This is a genomic window from Streptomyces sp. NPDC050423, assembly GCF_040655445.1.
Taxonomy (GTDB): domain Bacteria; phylum Actinomycetota; class Actinomycetes; order Streptomycetales; family Streptomycetaceae; genus Streptomyces.
On record NZ_JBFAJY010000078.1, the window covers coordinates 1 to 11742 of the forward strand.

Genomic DNA, 11742 nt, shown 5'->3' on the forward strand with positions numbered 1-11742 from the left:
GGCCTTCGACGTATTGCCCGGTGAGAGCAATGGCGGAGGATACGAGATTCGAACTCGTGAGGGGTTGCCCCCAACACGCTTTCCAAATGTTCGTCCGACGGTTCGGCGGGGGCCGCGGGTGTCCTGACCTGCGGTGGAGGTTCTACGGTTACCCAATGCGGACGTGGTCGGACGGGGCCGAATGAGACCAGGACTGAGACCGACACGCTGGCGACTGCCGCGGTTTGGCTCGGCCACCTGTTTCCGTTGGCTTGCCCTGCGTTCGCCGCCGATGTGAATGCATCCCGCTACTCCACAGCTGTTACGAGCGGCCACACCTTGCGATCAGCCCGCGGCAGCCTTCGATCCGCCTCGAACGCCCTTTGTGGACAAGGCGGATGGTGTTTACTGCCTGTCGGATGGGCTGCTCACGCGGCGTGAGAATGAGCGGGAGGCAGCAGTGAAGCAAGTAGGAGGTGGGGAGGCCGCCTCCCCGAAGCCGTCGGGTGTCAGGAATGAGCTCTCCGGGGAGGTGGCTGGCCCGGCCATCCAAGCGGCAGCGATCCATGGCGACGTGAACATCACAATGACTGGCCTACCTGCGGTCGCCGAAGAGGTCACCGACGAAGCCCTCGCCGAGGAACTGCGCCAGTCTTCACAGATCTGGCGAGCCCGATTCTCCAGTGTTGATCTGGTCAACCTGCCACGGATGGCGATGCTCGCACAGAGCAACGCGGTGGCGGCCGCGGCAAGGAGGGCCGGACTAGACAGTACGAGGCCCTTTGGCGGGCAAGGCATGGCGCCAGGAGAGTTTGTCCGAATCGTTCGCCCTTTGTTCGAGACATGGGACGCGGAGGCGGTAACTCTCTGCGAGCGCACGGTGGCGAAGGTGCATCGTGGCCTTCTGGTCTCCTTCGAAGGCTCTATGCGCTGCAGTAACCCGCCTGCGGTTCCACTGGAGGAGCCGACTGGAGTCCTGGCCAAAGATCCCCACCTCGTCTTCTCTATCGGGTCAAGGAAGGTCGTAATCACCTTTGACCCGCGTTGGCTGACCACGTCGACGGCAACTACAACGCTCTATGACGCTGCAGAAGAGCCACTTGTGTTCTCAGGTATTGGAACTGTGGCGTCTGTGTCGGAAGGAGGAAGGATTCGAATTTCGGCTCTTGTGTTCGGGCAGCCGGAGACCCTAGCGCAGGCGCAGTTCCATTATGCAATTAGATCCACTGTCCCAGATCCTCCCGGTCTGACTTTGGACGATTTCCGTAACGAGCTTTCCAGCTCGAAGCTGTCCCATCTCTACGGGGACCAACCGCAGGAAAGGGGAGCTGTGACTCGCAAGAGTGTTGCTCTGTTGTTCGATGAAGATGAGGTGCTGCCCGGGCAGATTGACCGAGTCGTGCTGACGCAGGTCTCGCGTGTTGTTCCCGAGTACCGGCGTGATCTGCGCGTGGCCGTCGCGAGTCTGCTTTTCGCTGGGGGTGGCGTTACGCCTACTGACCTCGCTGCTCATTTCCTCGCTCGGGAACCCGCCCTCTGGAAGTCCTTTACGGTGCCTGGGCTTACTACTCTGATCAGGTCTCGCAACCTAGCCGTCTCAACTGTTTCCGGGCTCAGCGAGGAGCAGGCGGTGGACCTGCATGCGGTGATGTGTGAAGCAGATGCCAGCTATCTCGGATATGTTGAGGTGGATAAGGGCCTGCCTTTGCATGGCCAGCTTCTGCCGCCATGTGATGACTATCATGTTGCCGGTACTGAATTGCGGCTAATCTACAGCGCAGCAAGGCGAATTGTCGACGAAGCTAATGGCGAATACCTTGATGCGCCGTTGATTGAGTGGCGGGAGAGAGGGCTGTTTCGCAGTGTGGAATGGGAAGAAGATCTAGAACAGTCTGCGGCCGAGGAACAGGAAGCATCGATGGCTATCGAGGCTTGGCTGAACGCGCAATCTGAATGATCTGCACGGTTTGCGGATGGAGTAACCCAGTTGCATGGCCTGGTGCTGCGCCACTACGCGTTGCGGTGAGCGTCCTACGGTCAGTCGTGTTGCGAGTCCACGTTGAAGGTGAGACTTGAGAAGTCCCGGCCTTGGAGCACTGGCCCGTGCTGAGTGCCGCCGCTGATGCTGTTGTGTACCTCGCTACCCGAGGAGTTGGCCTGAGCTCGTTGCCACCACTCATCGAGCAATACGCGGAACTCGCCATCCAAGGCAGCTCGCACCCCGAGGGCGGTGGCCAATGCCTGCGCGCGCATTGCATCAGCAGGGTCTCCTTCTAGCGCGGCTACTTCCAGCTCGCCGGAACTGACCTGGGGCGTTCCGCCGTCTTGTGCTCCCTGTGTCGCGATTCGCCCGAAGGGGCGCCGTACCAGCGCGGTGAGTCCTTGCCATACCTGACGTCCGGCTTCGCCGCCAAGACTGCCGGCCAGTGCGGCGAGGGCGGCTGCGGTGATCGGGTCCATGCTGGGACTCCCTCGGTCGGTGAAGAATCCCACCCTAGGTCTGCCGCGCAGCCTCCCGAAGCGGTTCCGGATATAGCAGCTACTAACTTCGATCAGCGCCCTGCGCTCCTGCGAGACGTGTGTCCGGGCAGCGTGATCAACCGGCGGCTGGCCCTGAGCCAGCACCCAATAGCCTGGACACCTGAAGTCCTGCACTTGTGATGAGGGCCTCTTCCTATGCGATGGCCGAGGCCGCGCGGCGCTCTAGACAGCTACGACCCTCTGAGCGTAGTTGTCGAGCCCAAACAGCTTTGTCAGCTCTGCGGAGATGAGGGAGGGGATGGCGGTGACCGGTCGGTCCCAGATACGCGGGCTACTCAGAAGATCATCTTCTTCGGTGAGCGCATTGGGTCGTCCCCGCTGTCGAAGTGCGAAGTTCGTGAGGGCTTGGCCCCGTGGGCTGGTAGGCGGTGAACAGGCGGCGCTCGGCAAACTGCCACGGCATCCTTGCGGCGGTTGCGAAAGCGGCGGGGCCTTCCGCAAGGTGCGTCAGAACGCCCAGCAGGAGCGTGTGCGAGACGGCCAGGACTGGGCCGTATCGGTGGGCAGTCTGGTGGAGCAAGGCGACGCAGTGGCGGGTGCGGGTGTGGAGGTCAGTGAGGCTTTCGCCGTCTTCGCAGCGTAGGGAAGGGTTGGCGAGCCTGCGGGCGCGCCAGGCCCGGTAGGCCGGCGGATAGGTCTCGGCGGTGCGTCCGAGGACGATGCTCGGGGCGCGCCACTCGGCGAGGAGGCCGGAGGTGGCGACGATCGGCAGGCCCGTGAGGTGCGCGATGAGGGACGCGGTCTGGCGGGCGCGGGGGATCGGGCTGGTGACGATCGCGGTGACGCTCTCGGGGAGGGGCAGAGAGCGGCGAACTCCGTCGCGGCCGTCGGCGGTGAGGGCGGCCTCGTGCGGGGCGTGGTAGCCAGGACGGTGGCCCTCGTAGGCGCCGTGGCGCATGAGCCAGATGTCAGCCAAGGATCCAGCCTCCGTCGACGCGCAGGGTCTGGCCGCTGATGAAGCCGGCGTCCTCCGTGGCGAGGAAAGCGACAGCTGCCGCGACGTCGTCCGGGCGGCCTCGGCGCTGGACGCATTGGCGGGCGAGCTGTCGTGCGGTCATGGCTTCCGGGTCGTCGACGACCGTGTCCTCGGCGGGGACGCGGATGGAGCCGGGGGCGATGCAGTTCGCGGTGATGCCGTCGGGTCCGAGTTCGCGGGCGAGGGCGCGGGTGAGTCCTTCGAGGCCGGCCTTCGCGCTGATGTAGCCCGCGAGGTCGTGGCGGCCTGCGGTGGCGAGGACGGATCCGATCGTGATGATCCGGCCCCAACCTGCGGTGGTCATGGCAGGAGTCAGTTCGTGAGCGAGGAGGTAGTGGCTGGTCAGGTTGGTTGCCAGTGTCTCGTCCCAGTGGAGAAGCGTCGTCTCCGTCCACGTTCGGCGCGGGTAGGCGCCCGCCGTGCTGACCAGGATGTCGATCGGGCCGAGCTGGCCGTGTGCCTGGTGGCAGAGGGCGCGTACGGCATCAGGGTCCCGGAGGTCAGCTTTCAGAAGCGCGGCAGCGCAGCCGTTCCCGGTGATCTGGGCGGCGAGCTCGGCTGCGGTCTGTTCGTTACCGAAGTGGGTGAGAGCTACGGCGGCGCCGTCGGCGGCGAGGCGGTGGGCGATGGCTGATCCGATGCCGCCGGTTGCGCCGGTGACCAGGGCGGTGCGGCCGTTCAGGGGGCCGGGCATGGTGACTCCAGTGGGCAGAAGTAGGTGGTGGGGTCGAAGGCTGGGCTCATGGCTTCGGCGAGCCGGGCGAGGAGGACCAGCCGGTCCGCGGGGGCCAGGTCGGCCAGGTTGTAGACGCCGAGGATGCGCATGGCAATGTAGGGGCGGAGAAGGTTCGGCAGGTCCGCGCCGGGCCAGAGGCGGTCCGTGATCGGCCGTACGAGCCGGTCCCAGTACAGGGTCACGGCGGTGCGTCGCGGAGCCGAGAGGCGTGGGGCGTAGTCGATGTGGATGGTGCTCGTGGCGTGGTCGACGTCCGCCCGCCGGATCTCGGGGGAGTTGGCCGGCACGCGGTCGAAGGTTGCGGGGTGGTCGGTGAAGGCTGCCGGGTTGTACGTGGGCACAAGCCAGCCGCCGAGGGCGGAGGCGTACCAGAGGAAGTTGGCGAACTCGCCCAGGATGCTGTTCATTCCGGCGGTGTCGTAGTCGAACCAGGCGAGTGGGTGGGCGAGGTTGACGTCGGTGGGGTCGCCCTGGGTGAGGGCCGTCCAGACCGGTGGCGTAGAGGCGAAGTGAGCGCGTAGCCAGCGGAGGGCGGCGGCCCAGTCCACGTGATGTCGGCGGCCGTTGATGCTCAGGGTGTACGTGCCGAGACGGGAGACGGGTATGTCTACGAGGCCGTCGGCGACCAGGATATCCCTCCCGGCGTAATACGTGTCGAGCCGCCCGCCGGGCGCCGCGCGATCCCCGTACAGCTTCTGGACGACGCGGGTCGGATCGGTCGGCCGCGCGGTCGTGAGAATGACGGCGCGGTACGTGCTGGTGAGCCGGTCCATGTAGTCGTGGAGGGCGCTGCTCGGTTCGTCCGTGTTGAGGAGATCGAGCAGGAGTCCTTGATCTGTTCCGCAGGGGAGGCGTTCGTACGCGAGGAGGTGTCCGCCGGGTACGCGGAGATGCGCGTGGAGAGTGGGTACGCGGTAGTGCCGGGCCAGGCGGGCGTGTCCGCGGATCTCCTGGCGGGCCTCGGACGGGTCCGGGGTGTACTTCAGGAGCAGCGGTCTGCCGAGGAGATCGACGGGGCAGACCAGGTTGCGGGTGAAGCGTCGCACGGGACCGACTCGCATAATAGGCCGGACCGTCATAGCCCCACCCCGTTCAGCAGGTCGATGCAGACCCGGACCAGCGAGGCGGACGGGAAGGCGTCCATGTGGACGTCCGCGCCCGGGGCGATGGCGTCGCGGACGGGGCAGAGGTCGCCTTGGTGCATGCGGTGGGACTGGCCGGTGGCGACGGCGTGGTGGTGGGGCAGGCCGGTGCGCCACTTGCTGTGGCTGTGGCGCGCGTACAGGCCGACGACCGGCGGACCACTGCCGTCGCTGCCGCGCGCCAGCGCGCCGAGGTGGGTGAGGCCAGTGTCGTTGCCGACGACCAGACGGCAGCGCGGGAAGAGGTCTGCCAGGTCGTTTGCTGGCACCCCGTCGATGCGTAGGACCTGGACGTGGCGTCTCGATGGTTCCGCGGAGATCCTGATACCGCCATCCTGAGCGCCGCCGATGAGCAGGAGCCGGGCCTGTGACTGCTGTGCCTCGGCGATCTGCTCGGCAAGGGCGATGTAACGCTGGGCGGTGTAGTCCTTGCGTTCCGGCCAGCTGGTAGCGGTGATGGCAGCGATGGTGAGGCCGTTCAGCCAGCCCACTGAGCCCAGTTCTTCCACGAGTTCGTTCGGCCCGGTTGCGAGGAGGGGAGCGAACGGTGCGGTGGCGGGCAGGCGGATTCCGAGGCGGCGTTCCAGTGCCAGGTAGTGGCGGGCGGGCAGGTCCGGGTGGGCGTAGCCGTCGCTCGACCAGCAGGGCGGGGCGGCCGGGTCGCACACCAGGTTCACCGCTGCCGCCGAGGCCCGTGCCTTGACCCCAGCGCGGTCGCCGATCACGGCACGATGGCCACTGGGTGTGGCAACTGGTGGTTGCGTGATCAGACCGGTTCGGACGATCAGCCCTGCGTACGGGCCAACTGCCTGCACGGCCACCCGAACCGAGCGCACACGCAGCCAGTCGACGAGCGCGCGGACCGCCGAGAGGGCGAGGAGGGTGTCCCCGAGCTTCCCCTCGAAGGCCACCTCGATCTCGCCGCAGCTGCTCAGGCGCTCGACGAGTTCGTCCGAGGCGGGAAGAGGAAGTGGTGCGTCGAGGGGAACACCGTCACGGTTGTACCCGAGCGGAGTGGTGTGGACGGCCCCAGCGGGGATGGCCTGCGAGCCGGGATGAAACCGGATCCCCGCCGAGGCGACCGCGGTCACGCCGGACCCTCGATCGTGGTGAGGGCGACCAGCGGCAGGCCGAGGCCGGTGAGCAGGTCGCGGGCTCCGCGCGTGGTGTCCTCCACCAGACAGACCGCAGCCAGCGGGACCGCACCGACCTCGCGGAGACGGCAGGTGAGGTCCGCCAAGGTCCGGCCGGTCGTGATCTCGTCGTCCACCAGGACCATCCGCTGTCCGGGGGTGATGCCGTACGCGAAGACGTCGGTACGCATCGCGTGGGGCTCGCTGAAACGGACCGCGCCGTCGAGCGGCAGGTGCAGCTTCCAGGCGATCTTGTACGGCAAGTGGGCGGCGGCAGAGAGGGAGACGGTCGGCAGGATGCCGCCGGCATCTAGACCGAGGAGATAGTCCACGGCACCAAGTCCGTCCGGTACTTGCTCCTGGAGGCGCTGCCACAAGTCTGCCCCGATGGTGGCCAGGCTCTCCGGGTGAACCGGGTCCTCCAAGCCGTCCAAGGAGTGGATGACGCGTTCGCGGCGGCTGGCCGCACCGACGCTCAGGCGTTTGACGATTCGGGCCGAGAAGGGCTGCACGGCGACGGTTTCGGGCATGACGAAGCTCCTGTCGGATGGAGGGGAAGGAAAAGAGGGCGTTGTTCAGGCAGCGAGCTGAGTGGCGTACCAGGCGAGGAGCTGGTCAACAGCCGCGGTGACGGGCTTGAGGGCGAGCTCGGTGTCACCGTCACGCCAGGCGCTGGAAATCTTGGCCAGGGAGGGCACGGGTGCAGCGGTCAGCCCCGGCATCCGGGAAGCCGCGGAAAGAATCCGGTCGGACCCGACCTCCCACTGCTCGTGCTCGCGGAGGAGGAGACGGCAGGCCAGTACGAGGTGCTTGTAGAGCTGCCGCAGGGTGTCCGGTCCCGCGTCGGCTCGCAGGCGGCGCATGGTGAGGATGACTTGGGGGAGTTCACGGATGGCGGCCAGTGCGAGCTCGTCCCGTGTGATGATCGGCAGTTCGATGCCGGGTGCGGTGTGCAGGGCGGGTTGGCCCTGCTGGAGCTGGTACAGGGCGAAAGCCAGGCGGGGAGTGAGGCGCCGGGCGGTCAGTTCGCCCGGGGTGACGAGGGTGGGGCCGAGCGAGGCAGCACCGTTCAGAGCGCGCCGGTACTCGTGCACGGCCTCGTGGATCCGGCCGGTGATCTCGTGGTCGGCGATCACGAGCAGATCCAGGTCGGACCAGCCGGCGATCCAGGTCCCCTCGCCAGGGCTGCCGGTCAGGGCGGCAAGTCGCACGCCAGGGCCGTATGCCCGTACCGCGTCGGTGAAGTCGGCCGTCGCCGAGGCGACAGCGGCCGGCAGGCCCAGCCCGTACGGGGTGGCTACGTGCAGTGTTGTGGGGGCGGGTGGGGTGGCGATGCGTCGGAGTCGGGCGCGCAGAGCGGTGATGCTGCCCGAGTTGTCGATCACGTGGTCGGCGAGCGCGGCGACCTGGTGGGCGCCGCGGCTCATCTTGATCTCGTCCTTCGCAGCGACGGCCGGGGCCTGCATACCGGACCGTTCCACACGTACGGCGAAGGAAGCGTCCAGGTAGACGACCTGGAGCCTGTCACCCATGAGTTGCTTGAGCTCGGCAATCGAGGAGTCGTCGTGCACGGACTCGATGGTGAACAGCCGCGTGTCGACGTGGTGCTCCGTGAAGCGGTTCAACTCGCCGAGCATCAGCTCGGCCTGCCTTCGCGCCGACAGGGTGTACGGGTCTGCGAGCCCCTCCCGGTGCGCGGCCTGCTGCAACAGGAAGCCGATCTTGAGACGCTGGGCCCCGCACGTGCGGCGGACGAACTCGGCACTGGTGCTCTTGCCACACTCACTCAGCCCGCCGAAAGCGAGAACCCGGCGCAGGTGCCGGCTGGGCTTGATCTCCGTGGGGACAGCATCGTCCCGGCCGTACAACTTGAACCGGGCCGGCGTGGGGAGCCGCCGGTGCCCGGCGACGACGTCGGACACCAGCGAATCGAGGGCGGCACGCAGCTCCTCCCGCTGGCCAAGGAGAGCCGGCACGCGACGGCGGGCCACCTCATCCCTGACCGCGGCCCGCTCGCTGTGCCAGAGGCGCAGCGTCAGCACCGACAGGCGGTCGACGACGGACGCGAGCGTCTCGGTGTGCAGCGGCGCGTCGGCACAGCCCGCGTCCGCCAGCGTGCCGAGGATCTCGTCGGCCCGCTCGGCGAGTGTGTTGCGTTCGGCGTTGAGCTGGTCGATCTCGCGCTTGCAGTCGGCGACCTGGGCGGTGGACAGTAACGCGCCGCGCACCCGGTCCTCGGTGTCCCACAGGCGTCCGTTGACGGTGTGGAGCCGCGTAACGGTGTCGTCCAGGCGGCGCCGGTCCTTGTCCTGGAGGGCTGCCAGGGCCCGGGCCAGGCCCGAAGACAGGACCAGAGGCGGGGAGTTCTGGGTCATCGGGGACTCCCGTCGGTGAGGTGGGTGATACCGAGGTGATCGCGTACGTCGTCGTGTACGTCGTCCAGGGAGCGGCCTTCACAGTCCACGACGGCGGTGTACGCGCCGTGGCCGGCCTGGTGGAGCAGGACCTCGTGCAGCGTCTTCTGGTACGCCGGATAGATCCCGGTCCAGGGGCGGCCCTCGCGTGCGCTGGTGATGGCGTAGCTGCGCTCGGCGTCGTGGGACGGGATCAGGAGGATCGAGGTCTCTGCTGCTCCGGCACGTGAACCAGCAAGGCTCATCACGGTTTTGAGCGCTTCTCCCACTGTCAGCCGGTCCTTGACCACGCAGGTCGCGGCGGACACGGCGAGGAGCATGGGAAGGCCGCGATCGAGCAGGCCCGTACGCCCGGTCTCGCGGGCAGCGGCCCGCTTGGTGTGGCCGGCCAGCAGCATCTCGGTCAGCTCGACGGTCGTAGATGTCTCGAACCACCATCGGGCGTAGTCGCCGCTCGCCACCCGCGCCCACGGCTCGGGGTCGTGCTCGTGGACGGCGCCAAGCGGCTGGCAGCCGCCCCACCGCTCGGCCAGCCGCACGAGGTGGGTTGTCTTGCCCACGTTGTCAGGGCCGTTGAGGCTGATGAAGTCCGGTGCTCGCCTCATCGCTCACGTCTCGCGGATCGGAGCGTTGAGGACAGAGACGATCGCGTCCGTGTTCGTGGCAATGAAGTCGGCCAGCTCCGGCGGCATCAGGTTCAGCTCACGGGCGGCCTTGGCGGTGAACGGCATCCGGACCACCTCGTACCCGCCCCGCTCCGGCTTGGCGAACTCCGTGCCCGTACGGGTGGACAGGTCCATTGACTTCAGGCGGGCCGCGAAGATGTGCTGAACGCCGATGCCACCCTCCAACTGGTCGGTGATCAGATGGACGAGCTCGGCGCGTTCCAGCTTGCCGCCGAGCTCCTCGAACACCTCACGGTGCAGGGCTGCTTCGATGGTTGCGTCGTCTTCCTCGACGCCGCCGCCGACCGTCACCCAGTACGGGTCCCTGCCCGGCTTGGTGCGCTTGATCAGGACCAGGTCGTCGCCGTCGAGGAGGATGACGCGGGCGTTGCGCTTGACGATGTCGGTCATACCGTTGGCTCCTTCTGAACGTGGTACAGGAGAGAACGGGCGGAGGGCCGCCTGGTGGCGGTCGGTGCTCTCCGGCTCGGTGAACTCAGCATGGTGCAGACCCGGTCCGGGGAGTGAGGTAGGAGCGCTGCAGCAATGCCGCACCGTTGCTGCAGTTGGCTGGCTACGCTGGGTGTTTGGGTGTCCCATCGGGCTGCGGACAGGGGGTACGGCGATGGTCACGGTGCAGCGATGGTCCGGCCGGGAAGCGCGGCTGCTGCGCGACTCCCTGCGCATGAGCCTTCGGGATTTCGCCGCGTACCTGGGCGTCAGCGACCGGACTGTGTCGAACTGGGAAGGCGGCGGGACCGGTTACCTTCCGCGTGCCGAGTCGCAGGCAGTCCTTGATACGGCACTCAGCCGGGCGTCGGACGACGCGAAGGCGCGGTTCGGCGCGGCCCTCGGACCGGAGAGTGGTGTGCCGTCCGTCGCCGGCGTGATCGAAGTGGACTCCCATAAGTTCCTGCCGGTCTTCATCGGCGTCGAGCGCGCCCGCCGACTCCGCGCACACATGACACCGAGTGCGGGCACGGACTGGCTGGAGTCCTCGGCAGCACGTGTGGACCACCCCGAAGCGCAGGAATGCTCCCTGTACGCCTTCGCGTGCGGCGTCGCTGTCTTCCACCTCGTCCAGCCCCACGAGCCGGCATCGCTCACCGAACTTGCCGTGTGGCGCTACCGCTCGTATGCCTCTGACCTCCCCTGGGCGCGGGCCAAGATCCGCGACTTCCTGGGCGACGACCACTCCGGAGTCCCCCATCCCGAGTATGTCCTCTCCCTGTACTGGCTCACCTCCAGCCCCTGGACCGGCAGCACATACGACACCGTCCTGCGCCTGCTCTCCACGCCCTCGGTCCTGGTCGACCGCGGCGCCTTTGGCGGCCCCGCGCCGTTGGACGGTTCGGTCGAGGCGTCGCTCCTCGCCACCGGCTTCGATCACCCGGAGGTCGTGCCCTTCGGCGTACGGGGAGTCTCCACCGGCTATGCGGGATGGTCCGGCGTCGCGTATGCGTCCCACTCCCGCGAGCGCAGCCTCACGATCGACGAGCTGATCACCTGCGAGCTGACTGTTCAGGCCCTGTGGTGCTTCACCCACCAGATCCAACAGATGATCGAGGACAGACAAGACCCCTCCATGCCCGAGCAGTACGGCTGGCGCTTCCTGCGTGCCGCGTACTCCCGGCTCACGACGGCCCGCGCTCAGGAGACCGCTCAACACGTTCTGATGCGGGAAGCCATCATGAAGACCAGCGGGCTGGCCGAACGGCTGCGCGCCGGGCAGGACGCTCTACGCGAGGGCGTTGGCTGAGGGGCAAGAGGCAGGAGAGACGGCGGATGGACATCGGCAGCGCCGCGCTGGTCGTGATCGACTTGCAGAACGGCTTCGTGAACCACCACAGCCGCCACGCTGTACCAGCGGTCTCCGACCTGATCGCCCAGTGGACGACCACCGGCCGACCAGTGGTCTTTACCCGCTACTTCAACTACCCCGGCAGCTCCTACGAGCGCTTCTTCCAGTGGCACCGGCTCCAAGAACCGCCCGAGACCGACATCGTGCCCGAACTCGCCGAGGCCGCCGCCCACGCGCACAAGGTCATCGACAAGACCGGGTACACGCTGTTCACCCCCGAGGCGGACGAACTGATCCGCCAGGCCGGCTGGACCGACCTAGTCTTCTGCGGGATCGCCACCGAGAGCTGCGTCCT

12 protein-coding genes are annotated in these 11742 nt (G+C 67.4%); 3 read left to right on the forward strand and 9 right to left on the reverse strand.

The annotated features are described in order from the left end of the window. The first annotated feature begins 364 nt into the window (after positions 1–364). Positions 365–1936, forward strand: a complete 1572-nt coding sequence (locus tag AB0I52_RS32385; protein ID WP_363078683.1) for a hypothetical protein — start codon at positions 365–367, stop codon at positions 1934–1936. Positions 1937–2016: 80 nt separating this feature from the next. Here AB0I52_RS32385 and AB0I52_RS32390 read toward each other — a convergent pair whose 3' ends face one another. From AB0I52_RS32390 to AB0I52_RS32430, 9 genes are all read right to left on the reverse strand, one after another. Continuing rightward, positions 2017–2439: a hypothetical protein gene (locus AB0I52_RS32390; protein ID WP_363078685.1), complete on the reverse strand. Its 423-nt coding sequence runs from the start codon at positions 2437–2439 to the stop codon at positions 2017–2019. A 364-nt stretch (positions 2440–2803) separates the two neighbouring features. After that, positions 2804–3436: a histidine phosphatase family protein gene (locus AB0I52_RS32395; protein ID WP_363078687.1), complete on the reverse strand. Its 633-nt coding sequence runs from the start codon at positions 3434–3436 to the stop codon at positions 2804–2806. Further along, positions 3429–4190 carry an SDR family oxidoreductase gene (locus AB0I52_RS32400; RefSeq protein WP_363078689.1) on the reverse strand — a complete coding sequence of 254 codons (762 nt, stop codon included), beginning with the start codon at positions 4188–4190 and terminating at the stop codon, positions 3429–3431. Before AB0I52_RS32400 ends, AB0I52_RS32395 begins: the two co-directional genes overlap by 8 nt. After that, entirely contained in the window at positions 4175–5311 is a 1137-nt protein-coding gene (locus AB0I52_RS32405; RefSeq protein ID WP_363078691.1) for a hypothetical protein, read from the reverse strand. Before AB0I52_RS32405 ends, AB0I52_RS32400 begins: the two co-directional genes overlap by 16 nt. Beyond that, positions 5308–6465, reverse strand: a complete 1158-nt coding sequence (locus tag AB0I52_RS32410) for a glycosyltransferase family 9 protein (RefSeq protein WP_363078693.1) — start codon at positions 6463–6465, stop codon at positions 5308–5310. The genes AB0I52_RS32405 and AB0I52_RS32410 overlap by 4 nt, the downstream gene beginning before the upstream one ends. Next, complete coding sequence (locus AB0I52_RS32415; RefSeq protein WP_363078695.1) at positions 6462–7037, reverse strand: phosphoribosyltransferase; 576 nt, start codon at positions 7035–7037, stop codon at positions 6462–6464. The genes AB0I52_RS32410 and AB0I52_RS32415 overlap by 4 nt, the downstream gene beginning before the upstream one ends. A 45-nt stretch (positions 7038–7082) precedes the next feature. Then, complete coding sequence (locus AB0I52_RS32420) at positions 7083–8882, reverse strand: DUF4254 domain-containing protein (protein ID WP_363078697.1); 1800 nt, start codon at positions 8880–8882, stop codon at positions 7083–7085. Next, complete coding sequence (locus tag AB0I52_RS32425; protein WP_363078699.1) at positions 8879–9526, reverse strand: hypothetical protein; 648 nt, start codon at positions 9524–9526, stop codon at positions 8879–8881. The genes AB0I52_RS32420 and AB0I52_RS32425 overlap by 4 nt, the downstream gene beginning before the upstream one ends. Before the next feature lie 3 nt (positions 9527–9529). Next, positions 9530–9997, reverse strand: a complete 468-nt coding sequence (locus tag AB0I52_RS32430) for an NUDIX domain-containing protein (protein ID WP_363078701.1) — start codon at positions 9995–9997, stop codon at positions 9530–9532. 214 nt (positions 9998–10211) lie between these two features. Between AB0I52_RS32430 and AB0I52_RS32435 the strand changes: the two genes are divergently transcribed. Next, positions 10212–11345 carry a hypothetical protein gene (locus AB0I52_RS32435; protein ID WP_363078703.1) on the forward strand — a complete coding sequence of 378 codons (1134 nt, stop codon included), beginning with the start codon at positions 10212–10214 and terminating at the stop codon, positions 11343–11345. 26 nt (positions 11346–11371) lie between these two features. Beyond that, positions 11372–11742, forward strand: a 371-nt coding sequence (locus AB0I52_RS32440; protein WP_363078705.1) for an isochorismatase family cysteine hydrolase, incomplete at its 3' end; no start/stop codon positions are given.

Excerpts from the sequence above, each read along its gene's own strand:
- AB0I52_RS32405 (WP_363078691.1), bottom strand. The coding sequence starts at position 5,311 with ATGACGGTCCGGCCTATTATGCGAGTCGGTCCCGTGCGACGCTTCACC.
- AB0I52_RS32390 (WP_363078685.1), bottom strand. The coding sequence starts at position 2,439 with ATGGACCCGATCACCGCAGCCGCCCTCGCCGCACTGGCCGGCAGTCTT.
- AB0I52_RS32430 (WP_363078701.1), bottom strand. The coding sequence starts at position 9,997 with ATGACCGACATCGTCAAGCGCAACGCCCGCGTCATCCTCCTCGACGGC.
- AB0I52_RS32425 (WP_363078699.1), bottom strand. The coding sequence starts at position 9,526 with ATGAGGCGAGCACCGGACTTCATCAGCCTCAACGGCCCTGACAACGTG.
- AB0I52_RS32435 (WP_363078703.1), top strand. The coding sequence starts at position 10,212 with ATGGTCACGGTGCAGCGATGGTCCGGCCGGGAAGCGCGGCTGCTGCGC.
- AB0I52_RS32420 (WP_363078697.1), bottom strand. The coding sequence starts at position 8,882 with ATGACCCAGAACTCCCCGCCTCTGGTCCTGTCTTCGGGCCTGGCCCGG.
- AB0I52_RS32415 (WP_363078695.1), bottom strand. The coding sequence starts at position 7,037 with ATGCCCGAAACCGTCGCCGTGCAGCCCTTCTCGGCCCGAATCGTCAAA.
- AB0I52_RS32400 (WP_363078689.1), bottom strand. The coding sequence starts at position 4,190 with ATGCCCGGCCCCCTGAACGGCCGCACCGCCCTGGTCACCGGCGCAACC.